The sequence below is a fragment of the Hydrogenophaga sp. genome (assembly GCF_030656115.1).
Classification (GTDB): Bacteria; Pseudomonadota; Gammaproteobacteria; order Burkholderiales; family Burkholderiaceae_C; genus Hydrogenophaga.
On the sequence record NZ_JAUSOO010000047.1, the window covers coordinates 1 to 16114 of the forward strand.

Genomic DNA, 16114 nt, shown 5'->3' on the forward strand with positions numbered 1-16114 from the left:
TTGTCCATCGGCTCATGATTTGCGCTCCACGCTTCCTTCCCACACTCGGTCGCCCTCATGCGGTTGCGCTTCGCTTCGCTCGTCTTGGTCAACTTGCGGCGGGACTTGCACCCGCAGGAGTGCGCCCATGCTGGGCGCACATAAGGGGAACGAGGCAGCTCTTTCGGCTGCTTTTTGGAGGTTGTTCCCCTATGCTTACCGACATTGCCTGCCGCGCCGCCAACTGCCCGCCCGACAAGAAGCGCGCGCGCTTCGCCGATTCTGGTGGCCTTTACCTGGAAGTCTCCCCCAGCGGCTCCAAGCGCTGGTTCTGGAAGTACTACTTCGCCGTCAAGGAGCGCCGCCTCGCCATCGGCTCCTACCCTGCCGTCCCTCTCAAGCAAGCCAGGGCAGACCGCGACGATGCCCGCAAGGTGCTGGCCAGCGGCTCCGACCCCGCGAAGCGCCGCCAGATAGAGCGCCTGGAGGCGAAGATGCACACCATCAACACCTTCGAGGCGGTGGCGCGCGAGCTGCACACCACCAAGGCCAGCGGCTGGAGTGCCCAGTACGCCGCCCGCTGGCTGGAACGAATGGAAAAAGACCTCTTTCCCTGGTTGGGGTCTGTTCCCCTACCTGAGATCACGGCGCCTATGCTGCTGAACACGCTGCGCCGCATCGAAAAGCGTGGCGCCCGGGAAACCGCCCACACGCTGCGCCAGACCGCGGGCCAAGTGTTCCGCTATGGCATCGCCACCGGCCGGTGTGAGCGCAACCCAGCCCCGGACCTTCACGGAGCCCTGCAGCCGCTGAACGTCAAGCACATGGCCGCCATTCTGGAACCGGCCAAGGCTGGCGAGCTGATGCGGGCCATGCACGACTATCCCGGCCAGCCGGTGACACGCGCCGCCCTGCTGCTGTCCGCCCTGCTGTTCCAGCGGCCAGGCAACATGCGGCATATGGAATGGGCAGAGATCGACATGGATACCGGGTTGTGGACCATCCCGGCCGCGAAGATGAAGCGCACCGTGTACGGCAAGATGAACGGGCGCCCGCACCTGGTCCCCCTACCGAAACAAGCCCTTGACCTGCTTCGCGAGATACAAACACTGACCGGGCACAGCCCGTACGTATTCCCCAGCCTGATCAGCACCAAGCGCCCCATGTCGGAGAACACGCTGCGCGTGGCGCTGCGCCGATTGGGCTATACCAATGACGACATGACGCCGCACGGCTTCCGCGCCATGGCCCGTACGATCATGGTGGAGAAACTGAACATGCACCCCGACGTGATCGAGGCGCAGCTTGCGCACGGCAAGTCCGGCCCGCTTGGGGCAGCCTACGACCGCGCCGAGTTCATAGAGCAACGCCGGAACATGATGACTGCGTGGGCCGACTACCTGGACCAGTTGCGCGAGGGCGCGAAGATCATCCCGTTGAGGGCATGAACCGCGTAACCCTGGCGCGTTTTAACCAGGGCCAAAATGGACATCAAATGATCGGAACACAACCCACCGGGCGGCTGCCGGGTATTGTTATCAGCGCGGTTGCGCATGAGGGACTGACGGTCACTGTGGACGGCCACCCAGCCCGTTTGGCTGTGGTGCTGGATGACGGAACCATAGTGGCCGCCGGTCGCGACGTGGCCTACGAAGCCCAGGCCGTGGCGGTGAACCTGTACCGCGAATTTTGGAAGGGGAACGGGCACCTTCGCGTACTGAGCGCCCCAATATCTCCCGGATCACGATGAATCCGCCACGCCCAGCGGCGGCGCGAGCTGGGTAAAAAGGCGGGGTCGGAAGGTGCTGTAACACCGTCCGACCCCTGGTCACCACCGAAGAACGGAGCTTCGACAATGATTGCTGTGAACTCTACCCCAGCTCGAACCGGGTACAAAACGACGCACGCACTGAAAGACACTGTTACCTTGATCTGCATGGTCCGGAGGTCGCGTCATGGCTGAAGTTGTACATTTCCCGACCGCCTTGAGTGAGCCAGTCAAACAGACGCGCACCCGAGGGCGTCTTCCCCGCTCCATTGGCAGATTGCAAGAGGCACGATTCAAACGAATTGATCAGCAAATCAAGCTGTCAGATTGTGTCGAATCAGGGCTGCGCGATGAAGTTTCCGATGCCATTGCATCCTGGGAGTTTGATCCGGCGGAACGGCGCTTACTTGGTCACGCACTCACGATGCTGGAGGGGAAGCTGCGCAGCAAAGGGCCACTGTTCGATTCACCAGCCGCAGTCAGATGCTATCTTTCGCTGCGCTTGGGAGCGCTGCCGCACGAAGAATTTGGGATACTGTTTCTCGACTCACAGAACAGGCTGATCACCTTTGAATCGATCTTCCGAGGAACACTCACACAAGTCTCTGTCTATCCACGCGAAGTAGCCCTGAGAGCACTTGCACACAAAGCAAGATCTGTGGTTTTGACACACAACCACCCGAGCGGAGATGCGCGACCAAGCGAGGCCGATGAGGCTGTGACGCAAAGCCTCAAGGCGGCTCTATCGATGCTGGATGTACGCGTACTGGATCACATCATCGTGGCGGGCACTGCGTGCGTATCGATGGCTGAAATTGGGTTGGTGTAGCGTGTCACTCCCACCGTGGGCCGTTCGCGCCCTTGATGAATTCAAGCCGACGCCCGGCGATGAGTACGCCGGATCAGAGAGTGACTACACGAGCAAGTGGGGGACGATTCGCACACGCTTCGAAGACCGATGGCGTGACCTCGCGCCAGACTCATGGCACGTCCCGGCTGATGCCCCGTTCTATGCACGTTTTCTAGGAGGGTTGTCGGGGCCTGTAAGTGAGCATCTGAGGCAATGCATCTTGGAGGTGGCCTTCGAATGCGCCCTGGAAAATGAGGCGCGCCCGAGGCAAGCGCCGACGAAGAAGACCGGGAAAAAAGCACCGCCCGCCATCACGCAGGCCGTCAACAAGCTTGGACGGCTGAACGATGAAATCTCGCATGCAGCTGGAGAACTTGCCGACCTTTTCCGCGCCCGAGAAACGCTGATGCGGACCTATCACCTGGGCGACCTGCATGGGGAAGACGATGAACCGTGGCCGGACGCTTTCGAGCTGGATGGCGCACTGAAGCGGACCCTTGAGCAGCAACGGTTTGGTTCCGCGAGCTTTCGTCACCGCGATGGTCTGGAGGTGCTGTATCAGGCGCTGAGGTCCAACTATCGGCAAAGGTCAACTCTCGCCGATGTTCTTGACGTGGTGTCATCGCGGTCACCACGACCCGCTATTGCGCGCCGGATTCCTGACCTGGTTGAGCTTCAAGCGACAAAGACCAAGAGCACCGAGTGGTCTGTCTTGCAGCGTCAACTGGTCGAGGGCCTTGCAACCTGGCTCGGGTTCCCTGAAGGATTTCTCGTGAAGTGCCTTGACTTCAGCCAGATTGCAATGCTTGCGGAGGTCACGTTCGACGCCCCTGCAGGGGCTTTCAGCGAAGACCAAACCAAGAAGCTGCTGATACGGATGAAACGGCAACCGTACCAGTCCGGACGATTCAAGCTCAAAAAGCACGCCCAATCGTCCTAGACGCAACGCTGACCAAATTTCACACTTCACCCCGTACCGCAGTCGCAAGACAACGCGGGGTCAACTGAAGGTGATTTATGGCCTCTGAAAATCAATCTGTACGCCCCAAGCAAGGGGCCGCCCTGCTGGGCATCGGCATTGCCACTTTCTGGCGTTGGAACAAGGAGCGGCCCGACTTCCCAAAGCCGCGCAAGCTGTCGCCACGCTGCACCGTCTTCGACGCCGCCGAGCTGATCGCTTGGCGCGACGCCCAGGGAAAAGCGGCGCAGCAATGACAGTGCATGAAAAAGCCGCCGGGGTGCTGGACACACCCGCGACGGCTCAGGAATCAAAACGCAAAGCCATTTTAGGACCGCACACCATGGACCGCAAGGAGTTCGATACCTTGCGCGCCCGTTTCGCCCGCCGCCGCTACGTGCTGCAGCGCGTGCACCGCGCTGACAATAGCCGGGTCACGTACCACGTCACCCGCAACACGCAAACCCGTGTGTTCAGCCACCCGCACGATCTGGGCAGCTTCCTGGCTGTGGTGGAGGGCTTGCCGGTATGAGCAACACAATGTTGGATGCCATGCGTGCCGCTGGCCTGGCGCCGCACAAGGAAATCGAGCTGATCCCCGATGGCCGCATTCACCGCTACCGCGTGCGAGGCGACAAGCCGGGCAGCACCAATGGGTTCTACGTGCTGCACGAAAGCCCGGTGCCATGCGGATCGTTTGGATCGTGGAAAACCGGCGCCACGCACACATGGCGCGAAGCCAGCCACAAGCCGCAGACACCGGCAGAACATGCCGAGCTGCAGCGGCAGCTGGCCGCCATGCGCGCCGCCCGCGATGCCGAGCGCGACAAGGTGCAAGCCGAGGCCCGCGCCCGTGCTGCGAAGCTGTGGGAGCGTGCGCGACCAGCGACAAACGCACACCCCTACCTGCAACGCAAGAGCGTAGGCGCCTACGGGGTGCGCCAGTTGCGTGAGCTGCTGTTGATCCCGGCGCGTGACGCGCAAGGTGTTCTACACACCCTGCAATTCATTGGGCCTGACGGCGCCAAGCGCTTTCTGAGCGGTGGAAAGATTGCGGGGTGCTACTGCCCCATTGGTAGACCGCTGAAATCGCTGCTGATCTGTGAGGGCTACGCGACAGGTGCGACGCTGTACGCGGCAACGGGCCGCGCCGTTGCTGTGGCCTTCAACGCCGGGGGCCTGCAGCCCGTGGCCTGCGCACTGCGCGCCAAGTTCCCCGAACTGAGCCTGATCATCGTGGCCGACAACGATCTGATGACACCGGGCAACCCTGGCGTGACGCGTGCCACCCAGGCAGCGCGTGCCGTGGGTGGCCTGGTGGCCGTGCCCCGTTTCGATGGGGTGACACATGGCTGACGAACTCACTGATGCAAACGACCTGGCCCGCGTGGCTGGCCCCGAAGCGGTGCGCGCCCTGGTAGACGCAGCGCAGCCCGTGAAACCGCCTGCTGCGCGCGGCTGGCCTGAGTTTGAGGACGTGGTGCCCAGCAATGCCCAGGCGCATGCCGACACACCAGCGCCCGAGGAATGGCCCGACCCGGTGCTGCCTGGCACGCGCACCACACCGCCCATTCCCGCAAGCATCTTGCCCAGTTGGGCGGGCGCCATGGTTGAGGCCGTTGCAGACAGCACGCAGACGCCGCCCGCCCTGGCGGTGATGAGCACGCTGGCCGTGCTGGCAACCGTGCTGCAACGGCGCTACGAGGTCGCACCGCTGGGGTGCGACTACACCGAGCCGCTGTGCCTGTGGACCGTGAGCGCCAGCCCACCAGGTACGCGCAAGAGCGCGGTGCTGGGTGCGACGCTGGGACCGCTGTTGCGCTGGGAAAAACTGCACGCTGATCGTATGCGCCGCGACATTGCCAAGGTCAATGCTCAGCGGGCTGTGGCAAAGAGGCGGATTGAGCGGCTGCTACAGGACGCTGCAAAGGCCAAAGATTCCAACGAGCGCGAATCCATTCAGAATGAAATTCAGCACGAGGAACTGAACACGCCGGAAGAACTGCGGGCGCCGCGCCTGTTCACCAGCGACAGCACACCCGAGAGACTTCAGGCGCTGCTGGCTGAGCATGGCGAACGCATGGCCACACACAGCGACGAATCCGGTTCGTTCCAGATCATGGCGGGCCTGTACTCAGGAGGACAGGCGAACCTCGACGTGTATCTCATGGGGCACGCAGGTTCCCCGATGCGGGTTGATCGTGCGACACGATCAGTTCACCTTGACAGGCCCGCCCTGTCTTTTGGCCTGATGGTGCAGCCCGGCACGCTGGCAGATGTGGCAGGGTCCAAGCGATTCCGTGATAGCGGGCTGCTGGCGCGGTTTTTGTGGTGCGTCCCTGATTCCACCGTGGGCACGCGAGACGTGCGGCGCCACGCGCCCATACCGCCCCACGTCAAGGAAGCCTACGAGCGCGGCATCTTCGGGCTGCTGGAGGGCTGGGGTGAACCGGTCGGCAAGCCACGCGTGCTGCAGTTCACCGACCCGGCGCGCGAGCTGTGGTTCACCTTTGCTCAGCACATCGAAGACAACCAGGGCGAGGGCGGGCAGTACGAGGCCATCAGCGACTGGACCAGCAAGCTGCCTGGCCAGCTGGCGCGTGTAGCGGCTGTGTTCGAGCTGGCCGAGATGGGCCTGACCGCTGATGAAGTGTCAGAGGTCGCCATGCGCAACGCGCTGCAGCTGGGGCGCCTGCTGATTGAGCACGCCCGCGCCGCGTTCTCACTGCTGGGTACCGATGCCGTGGATACCGACGCTGTGGCGCTGGTGCGCTGGATCAAGGCAGAGGGCCGCGAACAGTTCACCAGACGCGAGGCACAGAAGGCGCAAGAGGGCCGGTTCAGGTCGGGCGAGCGTCTCGACAAGGCGCTGGATCGGCTGGTGGATGGTGAGTCCCTGCGCGAGTTCAAGCTGATCCGGCCAGGCATGAGGCCGTCCAAGGCGTACCGCGTCAACCCAGGGTTGCTGTCGAGTTGATCGGGGTTGTCGCTTGAAACAATTTCAAACCTTTTTTCTTTCTATTTCAATGACTTGCATCCAAACACCCTTAACCCCTGCGACACCGCGACAACCTCGACAACCATCGAACGGCGTGCATGTCATAGATACCGAACCTGCTGCGGGGTTGTCGAGGTTGTCGCTGTGTCGTGGGGGTAATGGGGTTGCACGCACCGCACTGGAAAAGCGGGCCGCCCTACTCAAGATCACCGCCTGAAAGGTACTCCCGGGGGTGCCAGCCCGAGGGTGGATTCGGCGGCGTTAGACCCCTAGTTGTCGTGGGCTGCTAGGGGGGTTGTTTTGTGTTTTAAGGAGTGAACGATGGATGAACAGATGATCGACAAAGTAAAGACCCTGACCACAGCCGCAGAGGCTGGGTTGTGGGGGTTGGCACTGAACGCGCTGAACCAGACTGAGGGCGCGGGCGCTGCGTTGGCGCTGCTGGGCAACGTCCGCAGCGGCAAGGGCGAAGTGCTTTGCCTGGTGCGCTTCCACGGCGATGCGGTGACTTTTGAGGGGGTGTACGACTCGCACGGTGCTCGCACGCCCATCTTCAACGTCACGCTGACCCAGGCGCCTGACCTGGCCTCGGGTCCTGGGGGGCTGCACTGATGGAGCGCCATGTGCCGACGACTCCGGTCGAAATGCTGGCGGACCTGTTCGAGGCGCTTCACGACGAGCGCCCATGCGCCGTGACCACGCGCGAGTGGTTCACCGCGGGCCTGCTGAGCGCGTTGCGCCGAGATGAGCCGCTGGAGCAAGGGCTGAGACTGGTGAGCCCGGAAGGAGGGAATGGCGGCTCGGTCTCGCGCCGACTGCGCATGAAAAAGCGAAACGCCTTTCTGGCTCGCGCCCTTCAGGTTGTGGCGCTGGATGACAACGCGGGCCTCTGGCCGCGCTGCGTGCGCCTGGCTGAGGAGATCGAGCGTTTTCAGCGCTCGGAGTGGGCCATCTACCGATACAGGGATAGCCCGCCGCCGCACTGGCCCGAGGCTCGCACACTGGTGTGGCTGGCACTCCGCTGTGATGCAGGTCTTCCTGGTACAGCCAAGGGCTTGTATGCGGTTTTCAAATCAAGTGGGGCCTGTTGCAAGGATTCGGACTGGGAGACATTGCTGGCGAACTTCCTTTGAGGCGCCATGCAAACACTCACCATTTTCGGACCCATCAGCGAGGCCACATCCACCCAGGTGCTGGCCGACCTGGCAACTCTTGACCGCAACCAGCCGCTGACCGTTCAGATCAACTCGGACGGCGGCAGCGTTCAGGCTGGTGTGGCCATCTTTTCGGCCCTGCTGGGCTGGCCTGCCGGCCTCACCACCGAGGTGAGCGGCTGGGCTTTGTCGGTTGCCAGCGTCATCCTCATGGCGGGCAGCGTCCGCCGGGTTCACGCCACCGGGCTGGTCATGGTCCACGCCCCGTGGACAGGGGGCGCCTCTGGCAACGCCAAGACCCTGCGCAATGCCGCCGACCTTTTGGATCGCGTGGCTGAAACGCTCAAGGCAGCTTACCGCCGCACCGGCCAGAGCGAGGCTGTGATCGCTGGCTGGCTGGATGGCTCCGACCATTGGTTTACAGCCGATGAAGCCCTTTCGGCTGGCCTTGTCACTGAGGTGGCTACCGCCGAAGAGACCGCCACCGAGTTCGCCAACGCAATGGCCAGCGCCATCCGCATCCCCCTCCACATCGTTTCAAGGATCAATGCCATGACCACCCCCACCGTTCCCACTCGCGCCGCCATTGAGGCCGCCGCCGTGCAAGCCGAGGCCCAGCGCCGCGCCGATATCCGCTTCATGGGTCAGCCTTTCATGGCCTATGAGGGCATGTCTTCTTTCGTGGCAGCCCTGGAGACCGACACCACCGTGACAGCCGCTCAGGCTGGCCAGCGTATCCTCGCCCAGTTGGGTCGGGGCGCTGAACCCATTGCTGGCGGTGCACGCCCGTATCTGCCTGGTGAGAACCGCCTGACCGAGTTCAAGGCCGCAGCCACCGACGTGTTGCTGATGCGCGCGGGCATCAAGGTTGCCGATCCGCACCCAGCCACCCGAGACCTGCAGCGCATGGGCATCGTGGCCATGGCTGAAAGCATCCTGAGCATGAGCGGTGCAGACCTGCGTGACCGCTCTTCGGCTGGTGTCATTCAGGCGGCCTTTGCAACCGATGACTTCCCGGCCCTGCTGGGCAACACGGCCAACAAGGCCCTGGCGCTGGGCTATGAAACCGCGCCGGTCGGTCACACTCTGTTCACGGGTGAGCGCGATGTGCGCGATTTCAAGCCTCAGACCCTCATCAACCTGAGCGAGGCGCCGGACCTGGACGATGTGCCCGAGCTGGGCGAATACAAGTCAGGCACGATGCGGGACAGCGCCACGACGTTCCAGCTGTCCACCAGCGGCAAGATCCTCGAAATCTCGCGCCAGGCCCTCATCAATGACGACCTCGGGGCACTGACCTCGGTTCCGGCTGCCATGGGCATGGCCGCCCGCCGCATGGAAGCCGACAAAGTGTTCGCCATGCTGACCGCCAACCCGAACATGCGCGATGGTGTGCCGCTGTTCCATGCCGACCATGGCAACCTGAGCGCGGTCGCGGCCCTGAGCCTCCAATCGCTTGCGCTGGCTCGGGCCGCTATGCGTAAACAGAAGGGCATCAACGGTCTCGGGTATCTGGACCCTCAGCCGCGATTCCTTATCGTGCCGGTGGCCCTGGAAACCCTGGCCGAGCAGCTGATCGCCAGCATCGTGGACCCGTCCAAGGGGAACGACACGCCAAACCTTCAGTTCATCCGAAACTTGACGCTGGTGTCCGATCCGCGCCTGGATGCCGTGAGTGACAAGGCGTGGTACCTGGCCGCCAGTCCGAACCAGATTGACGGCATCCTGCGCGTGTACCTCGACGGTCAACGCCAGCCGACCATCATCGAGAACGCCGAGTTCAAGCGCGATGTGTACGGCTACAAGGTGCGGCACGACTTCGGTGTGGGTGTGATCGACCATCGCGCCTTGCACATGAACCCGGGCGCCTGATTCGCGCAACGCTCAGACCGCCAGACCCCCTCTCCGGGCCTGACGGTTTCCCTTTCACAAGGGCAGCCGACCTTGTGACCGCTGGTAAAGGGATGCGCTCGGGAAAGCGCAACGAGGCCAGCACCTTTCACCTACGCTCAGGTCAGACCCCCCGGGCTGTGTTCGAGCCATAGGCTTTTTTGCTCTGGTGCGCTAGGTTGGGCGCACGGCGTGCAAGCGGCAGCTACTTCTACGGCTGTGAGTACGCGATGACCGCTTGCCCCACAAAAAGCCGCTTCGTGCGGCTTTTTTGTTGGTCACAACGTTAACGTTCAAATCAAGGGGAACGCATAGGGGAACGGAGCAAAAAACGAAAACAAAAAACCCTTTTAAATCAATTGTCTGATTGATTTTTTCGAACCCCTCCGGGCCAAAGCACCGCGCGAAATCAGGTACCTGCAAGCGGTTAACTTTCGGCAGATTCCAAAGTGAAGCGCAGCACCTGCCACCGTGCAAGGTCAGCAGATGCAAAAACCCGCCACGCGACCCACGAATCCAGCCTGAAGACCGCATGGCAATTGCCCGCCTGTTCCAACAGAACTGCGGTGTGAGAGCGGATGCGGCATGGTCCCGGCAACGGCACCCCATACCGCGTCACGCGGTGGTGAGCGGTGCGGCCGTTGCAAGCTCCGGACCGAAACACAGCCCATGGTCGCTGCAGTCGCCGCAGGTGGGTGACTTGCAGATCAGGATCTCTTCGCGCTCGCAGAGCTGGCGGTAAAAGAACTTCTTCCACTTCATGTTCTGCGTGTTGCGCGCGGCCAGCGACGGGAAGGCGTGGGCGATCAGCGCCGACAAAGCCTCACGCGAGGGCAAGCCCAGGTCCTGCCACAGGTGGCGGTCACCCAGGGTGGCGCAGGCCAGCGTCCACGACAGTTCCAGGCGCTCGGTCAAGGTGGTGGCCGACAGGTCGGCATGTTCCAGCAGCAGGCTCTGCACCTCGTCTACCTCGTCGCGCCGCACACGAATCAGCGGCTCCAGGGCGGTCCAGTCGGGGGCGGGTTTCACCAGCGGCGTGGCCATGACCGTTCACACCGCCGGTGCAGCCGCGTGCGTGTAGCACTTCTTGGGGCAGATCTTCGAGCAGGCGGTGCAGCCGATGCAGAGTTCCTGGTGCGCGATGGTCATGACCTTTTTTTCGTATTCCTCGTCGTCGTCATCGTCGTCGAGATTCACCGAAATGCGTTCGCCTTCATCGGTCAGGCCCACGAGTTCGAGCACGCCGCGCGGGCAGACCTTGAAACAGCGTCCGCAGCCAATGCATTTTTCTTCGTCCAGCGAGGCCACAAAGGTCGGCGTCCAGGTGGCGCCGCTGGGCATGGTGATGGTGAATGTGTCGCTCATGCCGTGCTCCTTCAGCTGTCAGCCGCTGCAGCGACGGCTTTGCGCAGGTCCATCAGCGTGGCGTGGGTGTCGTGGCAACGCTGCGCCACCGCGAGGATGTTTTCCCAGCCCGTGGGCAGGTCCTCGGACAGATCGTGCAGGTCCATCTTGGCCTGCGTGGCCTGGGCGTTGGCCTTCTTCAGGCGCGCCTTGAGTTCGTCGGCTTCGGTGCTCATGGTCAGGCTCCGTATTGCGCCACGGCGGGGTACTCGCGGATCATCGCGACGGCTTCGGTCAGGAACTTGCTGCCCGCCGCGGACAGTTTGGCCAGCGAAGGGAAACCGAAGCGGTGCACGTCGCGCAGCTGCTTGTTGACCACCACCAGGCGGCCGGCGATCAGCACCATGCGGCCAAAACCTTCGTGGCTCATCTTCATCATGGGCGACACCATCTGGCCGGTCTCGCGCTCGATCGCCACCGCGATGGCGTTGTAGAAGATCTCCAGGTGCCACAGGGTCTCGGGGTCCGGGTCGCCGAGGATGGGCAGGGCGCGGCGCTCTTCGGCGGTGTGGATGAAGGGCTTGAGCAGTTGCAGGTCGGTCTTGCCTTCCCAGCTGCCGTGCGTGTCCTGCGCGCGCATCTGTTTGATCAGTTGCTGCACAAAAGGCGTGGTGAGAAAGGCCTCGTCGCTCTCGGGCGCGAGTTCGGGGGTGGCGGTGGCGTTCATGGTGTGACCTCGTCGTCTTCAAAATCGAATGCGCGTTCGCTGTCCTTGGCCAGGGCCTTGCGCAGCCAGGGTGGCGGCGTGCCTTGCAACACGACCTGCAGCTTGTCCAGGATCTCGGCGATGTTTTCGGGTTGCGGCACCTTGATCGGGTGGATCTTCATGGCCACGACGCGCGCAGCGCCCGAGCCACCGATGGCCGCCACGTAGACGATGGCGCAGTCCTTGATGGCTTCGAGCTTGGGCGCGAGCTTGTCCTCGTCGCCGTCTTCTTCGAGCTTGTCGCCGAACTCGAAGCTCTCGACGAAGTGGTGGCCTTCGGCCCCGATCTCGTAAACGACGATGCTCTTGGCCCAGCCGAAGTGCGCGTCCACGCGCTCCTTGTCCTGGGTGGCGAAGGCGATCTTCATGGGTTGCTCCTGGTTCAGGCGCTGGCCGCGGCCAGCTGGTTGGAAGGGATGGGGTCGCCCTGCCCGTCGAGCCGGCGCGTGGCAAGCTGCGCTTCGGGTGTGAGCGGCCAGTCGCCCGCGTGGTGGTGGGCGATGCGTTGAATCATCAGGTTCGAGATCTCGAAGATCAGGTTCATGGTGCCGCGGTAGCCGACCGACACCTTGTGCGCGTTGCCAATGCGGTCGAACACTGGAAAGCCCACGCGCAGCAGCGGTTTGTTCAGGCGCTCGGCGGCCTGGCGGCCGTGCGAGTGCGTGACCAGCAGGTCGCAGTCGGCACCGGCGGTCTCCAGGTCTTCCAGATCGCCGAGCAGCACCTGCTCGGCAGGCAGGTGCTCGTGCGCTTTGGACTGCGTGGTGCTGATGCAGCACTTGAGCTCGGCGCCCATCTCGTGCAGCAGGCCGCCCAGGGCCAGCATCAGGTCGGGCTCGGCGGCGATGGCCACTTTCATGCCACCGGTGTAGAAGTGGCCGTCGAGCATGGCGTCGAGCAGCTGGCTGCGCTGGCGCCGGTACTTGGCCGGCACCGGCTTGCCAGAGATTTGCGCGAGTCGCTGCAGGAAGCGGTCGTTGCAGGCCAGGCCGGTCAGGCGCTCGAAGATCTCCAGCGGCGTGCCGGCGATGGTTTGCAGCGCCTCGGCGCCTTCCCTCGTCTGCTCGCCAATGCCCAGCGTGAAGGCCGAGGCGCCCGCGGCGCGGATCTGCTCGAGTGTGGTGCCGCCGAGCGTGGTGCCGCGCCAGTCGGGCGCGATGTGGCCGTCGAGCGAGCCCGAGATGTCGGGCAACACGATGGGGTTCAGGCCAAAGGCCTGGATGATCTCGCGCAGCTCGTCGATGTCGCTGGGCGTGAGGTGGCTGCCGGGCAGCAGCGTCACCTGGTCGGCCACCACCGGCAGCGGTTTCACCAGCGCCTTCACGATGGCGGTGATGGCGTGTTTGAAGCCGTCTTCGAACGCGCCCACGTAGTCGGGCGTGGAGACGTAAATGATCTCGGTATCGGCCAGCTCGGGGTGGCGCTGGCGTGCGGTCACGAGGTAGCCATCGACGTCGTCACCCTTGGTTTCGGTGAGGCCGGTGGAGCAGATCGCGATCACCCTGGGCGCTGCGCGCTTGCGGATGTTGAGCAGCGCCGCCTCGATGTTCTCAAAGCCACCCATGATGGTGGTCACCTCGTTCATGGCCGTGGTCTGCAGCGGGATCGCTTCCTTGAAGTGGCGCACCAGCAGCACCAGGCCGAACGAGGTGCAGCCCTGCGAACCGTGCATCACCGGCATGCAGGCGTCCAGCCCCAGGAAGGCGAAGCTCGCGCCCAGCGGCTGGCTCATCTTGAGCGGGTTGACGGTGCAGGCTTTTTTGGATTCGACGACGCGGGCCATGGCTGTGTTCCTGAGGGTTGCGTCAGACGGGGATTTCTTCGGGTTCGAGACCCATGGCGTTTGCGGCCACCGCGCTGAGGTGGTCGGTTGAGGTGCCCGTCACGGTGGGCGTGACCGCGCCCAGGGTTTCGCCGTCGTCGCCCCAGGGCGCGGGGATGCGCACCTGCTGCCACACCGGGTTGAAGATGGCGCGGTCGATTTCATGCACCAGCTCGACCATGCCCTCGTAGCCCCCGTAGGGGTGGTGGCGTTCCTGGTTGATGTCGAGCCAGGGCATGCGCGCCTTCAACGCCACGAACTGTGAGCGACCGCCGCTGAGCATGATGTCGGCGCGCGCTTCTTTCAGCATCGCGTACATCTCGCGCGGCGTCATGTCGTCGATCATGTGGGCGTCGGCGCCCTCGCCCATGATCTCTTTGATCTTTTCCTTGTCTTCCTTGGTGCTCTTCTTGACGCTGGTGCCGACGATTTCCATGCCGCCTTCCTGCAGCGCCGCCACCACCGACCAGGACTTCACGCCGCCCGTGATCAGCAGCACGCGCTTGCCCTGCAGGCGCTTCTTGTATTCGGCGATGCGCTTGTAGGCGCGCGCTTCTTCGACCTCGATCAGGCGCTCGGTGCGTTCGATCAGCTCGGCGTCGGCGCCCTGCTTCACCAGCAGGCTGGCGATCTGGCGCAGGGTCTCGCTCATGTCGCTGATGCCGTAGAACGACCCTTCGAAATAGGGAATGCCGTAGCGCTGCTCCATCTTGGTCGCGATGTTGATCATCGACTTGGAGCAGACCATCATGTTGACCTTGGCGCGGTGGGCGCTGGCGATCTCGTTGTAGCGGCCGTCGCCCGAGATGCACGAGAGGATGCGGATGCCCAGCGCGTCGAGCAAGGGTTTGACCTGCCAGAGCTCGCCGACGAGGTTGTATTCGCCAATGATGTTGATGTCGTAGGCGGTGGTGAACTCGGGTTCGACGGTGCCGATCACGTAGTCCAGCAGGGCTTCGGCGCCGAGCTTGTTGCCCAGGTTCTTGGGACCGGCGAAGCCGGGTGCGTTGACCGGGATCACCGGTTTGCCAAACTTTTCGGCGGCGCGTTTGCACACGGCTTCGATGTCGTCGCCGGTCAGGGCCGTGACGCAGGTCTGGTAGACGAACACCGCGGGTGGGTCGTATTTTTCGATGATCTCGCGGATGGACTTGAAGAGGCGTTTTTCACCGCCGTAGATCACGTCGAGTTCGTTGATGTCGGTGGTGAAGCCGCTGCGGTAGATGGTGGAACCCGACGAGGCGCTGTGGCGGTTGTCCCAGGAGTTGCCTTCGCAGGCGATGGGGCCGTGCACCAGGTGGGCCACGTCGACCACCGGCTGCAGCGCGATCTTGGCGCCGTCGAAGGCGCAACCGCCGGCCGCGGCGCCGGGCGAGAGCTGCTTGGTGCAGCCCTTCTTGCGTTCCTTCTCGCTCTTGCCCTGGTTGATGTCACAGCCGGGCTCTTCGAACACTTCAGCGATCTTGGCTTTGAGCGATACAGACATGGCGGACTCCAGACGGTGGGTTGTGAGTCCCTTTGCAAGTTGGGTGCCAGGCCCAAACCGCTGTTTTTCGTTCTGCTTTCGCCTGTTTCACACCGACCAGTGGCGGTTTTGAAGGGAATGTCACAGTGGCTTTGCGACAGACCTCCCGACCACGGACTACTTCTGCATCGGGAGCTTGGCGCCGCTGCGGTGCAGCTCAATCCAGCGCTCAAGTTCGGCCACGTGCTGCGCCTCTTCTTCCACGAACTCTTTCGCCAGCACCTTGATCTCGGGGTCGGTTGTGGTCTGCAGCACGTTGTCGTAAAACGCCAGGCCGGCGCTTTCGGCGTCGAGCGCCACCTGCAGCGCCTGCTCGATACCAATGAACGGATCGGCGGCCCAGATCGCGGCGGCCTCGGGGCTTTCGATGTCGGGCCACTGGTAGTCGGCCTCGCCCAGCGTGGGTAGGTTGCGGTAGCCGGCGCGTTCGCGCGCGTCGCCCAGGTGCAGCAGCGAGTAGTCGGCCAGTTGGCGGAACAGCTGGGCCACCTCGGTGTTGCCGGCCGTTCGCATCGCGTCGGCGAGCTGGCCGAAGCGCAGCGCGGCTTCGTTTTCCAGCTGGATGGTGTGGGCCAGAAATTCTTCTACGGAGTCCATGATGTGTTCCTTCGGTCAAAAATCCAGGTCGAACCAGGCCGGCTCTTTCTGGCGCAGCTGGGCGATCAGTTCCAGCGTGGCCGGCACCAGGGCGTGGATGCCGTACCAGACGGCTTCGCGCCGTGGCTGGCTGTTGCTTTCCAGCAGGTTTTGCAGACGCGTCCAGCCGTGCCAGTCGAGTTGCACCAGGCGCAGGCGCAGCGGCTCGGGCCAGTGCGCCAGGGTCTGCGCCATGCGCAGCAAATGCATCTCCACACAGGCCAGGGTGTTGGCGCTGGCGAACAGTTCGTCTTCCCCCTGCAGCTCGGCGAGCAGGCGCTTCATGACCTCGCCACTGTTCTGCAGGATGAGGTATTGCATGCGGGCGATCATGGTGTGCTCAAAGTCAAGACGGGCCGACCGGACAGCGTCTGGGCCTGGGTGCGTTCGGTGCGCAGTGTCATGGCCATGGATCGGTTGGGGG

General features: G+C 63.4%; 20 protein-coding genes. 11 read left to right on the forward strand and 9 right to left on the reverse strand.

The window, feature by feature from the left end; translation table 11 throughout:
• Positions 1 to 191: 191 nt before the first annotated feature.
• The 11 genes from Q7J58_RS06485 to Q7J58_RS06535 all read left to right on the forward strand — a co-directional run bounded on the left by Q7J58_RS06485 (position 192) and on the right by Q7J58_RS06535 (position 9579).
• Complete coding sequence (locus Q7J58_RS06485; protein ID WP_304825082.1) at positions 192 to 1427, forward strand: integrase arm-type DNA-binding domain-containing protein; 1236 nt, start codon at positions 192 to 194, stop codon at positions 1425 to 1427.
• Positions 1424 to 1729: a hypothetical protein gene (locus Q7J58_RS06490; protein ID WP_336623475.1), complete on the forward strand. Its 306-nt coding sequence runs from the start codon at positions 1424 to 1426 to the stop codon at positions 1727 to 1729. Before Q7J58_RS06485 ends, Q7J58_RS06490 begins: the two co-directional genes overlap by 4 nt.
• 205 nt (positions 1730 to 1934) lie before the next feature.
• Positions 1935 to 2576 carry a JAB domain-containing protein gene (locus Q7J58_RS23190; protein ID WP_336623476.1) on the forward strand — a complete coding sequence of 214 codons (642 nt, stop codon included), beginning with the start codon at positions 1935 to 1937 and terminating at the stop codon, positions 2574 to 2576.
• A 241-nt stretch (positions 2577 to 2817) separates the two neighbouring features.
• Positions 2818 to 3537: a hypothetical protein gene (locus Q7J58_RS06500; protein WP_304825085.1), complete on the forward strand. Its 720-nt coding sequence runs from the start codon at positions 2818 to 2820 to the stop codon at positions 3535 to 3537.
• A 77-nt stretch (positions 3538 to 3614) separates the two neighbouring features.
• Entirely contained in the window at positions 3615 to 3812 is a 198-nt protein-coding gene (locus Q7J58_RS06505; protein WP_304825087.1) for an AlpA family phage regulatory protein, read from the forward strand.
• A gap of 86 nt (positions 3813 to 3898) precedes the next feature.
• The gene (locus Q7J58_RS06510) at positions 3899 to 4087 is read left to right on the forward strand and encodes a hypothetical protein (protein WP_304825089.1); all 189 of its coding nucleotides are present in this window, start codon (positions 3899 to 3901) and stop codon (positions 4085 to 4087) included.
• Positions 4084 to 4911 carry a toprim domain-containing protein gene (locus Q7J58_RS06515; RefSeq protein WP_304825091.1) on the forward strand — a complete coding sequence of 276 codons (828 nt, stop codon included), beginning with the start codon at positions 4084 to 4086 and terminating at the stop codon, positions 4909 to 4911. The genes Q7J58_RS06510 and Q7J58_RS06515 overlap by 4 nt, the downstream gene beginning before the upstream one ends.
• Positions 4904 to 6532 (forward strand): YfjI family protein, encoded by a 1629-nt coding sequence (locus Q7J58_RS06520; protein WP_304825094.1) that lies wholly within the window; start codon positions 4904 to 4906, stop codon positions 6530 to 6532. Before Q7J58_RS06515 ends, Q7J58_RS06520 begins: the two co-directional genes overlap by 8 nt.
• A 342-nt stretch (positions 6533 to 6874) precedes the next feature.
• On the forward strand, positions 6875 to 7165 hold the full coding sequence (locus Q7J58_RS06525; RefSeq protein WP_304825096.1) for a hypothetical protein: 291 nt from the start codon (positions 6875 to 6877) through the stop codon (positions 7163 to 7165).
• 11 nt (positions 7166 to 7176) lie between these two features.
• Entirely contained in the window at positions 7177 to 7686 is a 510-nt protein-coding gene (locus Q7J58_RS06530; protein WP_304825100.1) for a hypothetical protein, read from the forward strand.
• Between the two features lie 6 nt (positions 7687 to 7692).
• Positions 7693 to 9579 (forward strand): ClpP-like prohead protease/major capsid protein fusion protein, encoded by a 1887-nt coding sequence (locus tag Q7J58_RS06535; RefSeq protein ID WP_304825101.1) that lies wholly within the window; start codon positions 7693 to 7695, stop codon positions 9577 to 9579.
• Between the two features lie 633 nt (positions 9580 to 10212).
• Here the strand turns inward: Q7J58_RS06535 and Q7J58_RS06540 are convergent.
• From Q7J58_RS06540 to Q7J58_RS06580, 9 genes are all read right to left on the reverse strand, one after another.
• Entirely contained in the window at positions 10213 to 10641 is a 429-nt protein-coding gene (locus tag Q7J58_RS06540) for a nitrogen fixation protein NifQ (protein ID WP_304825103.1), read from the reverse strand.
• 6 nt (positions 10642 to 10647) lie between these two features.
• Positions 10648 to 10962: a ferredoxin III, nif-specific gene (fdxB, locus tag Q7J58_RS06545; RefSeq protein WP_304825106.1), complete on the reverse strand. Its 315-nt coding sequence runs from the start codon at positions 10960 to 10962 to the stop codon at positions 10648 to 10650.
• An 11-nt stretch (positions 10963 to 10973) separates the two neighbouring features.
• A complete protein-coding gene (locus Q7J58_RS06550; RefSeq protein WP_304825108.1) occupies positions 10974 to 11177 on the reverse strand; it encodes a CCE_0567 family metalloprotein in 204 nt (67 codons plus the stop codon).
• A gap of 2 nt (positions 11178 to 11179) precedes the next feature.
• The gene (locus Q7J58_RS06555; protein WP_304825110.1) at positions 11180 to 11668 is read right to left on the reverse strand and encodes a NifX-associated nitrogen fixation protein; all 489 of its coding nucleotides are present in this window, start codon (positions 11666 to 11668) and stop codon (positions 11180 to 11182) included.
• Positions 11665 to 12075, reverse strand: a complete 411-nt coding sequence (gene nifX, locus Q7J58_RS06560) for a nitrogen fixation protein NifX (protein WP_304825112.1) — start codon at positions 12073 to 12075, stop codon at positions 11665 to 11667. The genes Q7J58_RS06555 and nifX overlap by 4 nt, the downstream gene beginning before the upstream one ends.
• A gap of 14 nt (positions 12076 to 12089) precedes the next feature.
• Positions 12090 to 13490, reverse strand: a complete 1401-nt coding sequence (gene nifN / locus Q7J58_RS06565) for a nitrogenase iron-molybdenum cofactor biosynthesis protein NifN (RefSeq protein ID WP_304825114.1) — start codon at positions 13488 to 13490, stop codon at positions 12090 to 12092.
• A 22-nt stretch (positions 13491 to 13512) separates the two neighbouring features.
• Entirely contained in the window at positions 13513 to 15015 is a 1503-nt protein-coding gene (nifE, locus tag Q7J58_RS06570) for a nitrogenase iron-molybdenum cofactor biosynthesis protein NifE (RefSeq protein WP_304825117.1), read from the reverse strand.
• Positions 15016 to 15171: 156 nt separating this feature from the next.
• The gene (locus tag Q7J58_RS06575) at positions 15172 to 15651 is read right to left on the reverse strand and encodes a ferritin family protein (RefSeq protein WP_304825119.1); all 480 of its coding nucleotides are present in this window, start codon (positions 15649 to 15651) and stop codon (positions 15172 to 15174) included.
• Positions 15652 to 15666: 15 nt separating this feature from the next.
• A complete protein-coding gene (locus tag Q7J58_RS06580; RefSeq protein WP_304825121.1) occupies positions 15667 to 16023 on the reverse strand; it encodes a hypothetical protein in 357 nt (118 codons plus the stop codon).
• Positions 16024 to 16114 lie beyond the last annotated feature (91 nt).

What these genes read in the sequence shown, in the direction of transcription:
- nifE (WP_304825117.1), bottom strand. Translation starts at nt 15,015, where the DNA reads ATGTCTGTATCGCTCAAAGCCAAGATCGCTGAAGTGTTCGAAGAGCCC.
- Q7J58_RS06515 (WP_304825091.1), top strand. Translation starts at nt 4,084, where the DNA reads ATGAGCAACACAATGTTGGATGCCATGCGTGCCGCTGGCCTGGCGCCG.
- Q7J58_RS06555 (WP_304825110.1), bottom strand. Translation starts at nt 11,668, where the DNA reads ATGAACGCCACCGCCACCCCCGAACTCGCGCCCGAGAGCGACGAGGCC.
- Q7J58_RS06580 (WP_304825121.1), bottom strand. Translation starts at nt 16,023, where the DNA reads ATGATCGCCCGCATGCAATACCTCATCCTGCAGAACAGTGGCGAGGTC.
- Q7J58_RS06550 (WP_304825108.1), bottom strand. Translation starts at nt 11,177, where the DNA reads ATGAGCACCGAAGCCGACGAACTCAAGGCGCGCCTGAAGAAGGCCAAC.
- Q7J58_RS23190 (WP_336623476.1), top strand. Translation starts at nt 1,935, where the DNA reads ATGGCTGAAGTTGTACATTTCCCGACCGCCTTGAGTGAGCCAGTCAAA.
- Q7J58_RS06505 (WP_304825087.1), top strand. Translation starts at nt 3,615, where the DNA reads ATGGCCTCTGAAAATCAATCTGTACGCCCCAAGCAAGGGGCCGCCCTG.
- Q7J58_RS06485 (WP_304825082.1), top strand. Translation starts at nt 192, where the DNA reads ATGCTTACCGACATTGCCTGCCGCGCCGCCAACTGCCCGCCCGACAAG.
- Q7J58_RS06525 (WP_304825096.1), top strand. Translation starts at nt 6,875, where the DNA reads ATGGATGAACAGATGATCGACAAAGTAAAGACCCTGACCACAGCCGCA.
- nifN (WP_304825114.1), bottom strand. Translation starts at nt 13,490, where the DNA reads ATGGCCCGCGTCGTCGAATCCAAAAAAGCCTGCACCGTCAACCCGCTC.
- Q7J58_RS06535 (WP_304825101.1), top strand. Translation starts at nt 7,693, where the DNA reads ATGCAAACACTCACCATTTTCGGACCCATCAGCGAGGCCACATCCACC.
- Q7J58_RS06575 (WP_304825119.1), bottom strand. Translation starts at nt 15,651, where the DNA reads ATGGACTCCGTAGAAGAATTTCTGGCCCACACCATCCAGCTGGAAAAC.
- nifX (WP_304825112.1), bottom strand. Translation starts at nt 12,075, where the DNA reads ATGAAGATCGCCTTCGCCACCCAGGACAAGGAGCGCGTGGACGCGCAC.
- Q7J58_RS06540 (WP_304825103.1), bottom strand. Translation starts at nt 10,641, where the DNA reads ATGGCCACGCCGCTGGTGAAACCCGCCCCCGACTGGACCGCCCTGGAG.
- Q7J58_RS06520 (WP_304825094.1), top strand. Translation starts at nt 4,904, where the DNA reads ATGGCTGACGAACTCACTGATGCAAACGACCTGGCCCGCGTGGCTGGC.
- Q7J58_RS06490 (WP_336623475.1), top strand. Translation starts at nt 1,424, where the DNA reads ATGAACCGCGTAACCCTGGCGCGTTTTAACCAGGGCCAAAATGGACAT.
- fdxB (WP_304825106.1), bottom strand. Translation starts at nt 10,962, where the DNA reads ATGAGCGACACATTCACCATCACCATGCCCAGCGGCGCCACCTGGACG.
- Q7J58_RS06510 (WP_304825089.1), top strand. Translation starts at nt 3,899, where the DNA reads ATGGACCGCAAGGAGTTCGATACCTTGCGCGCCCGTTTCGCCCGCCGC.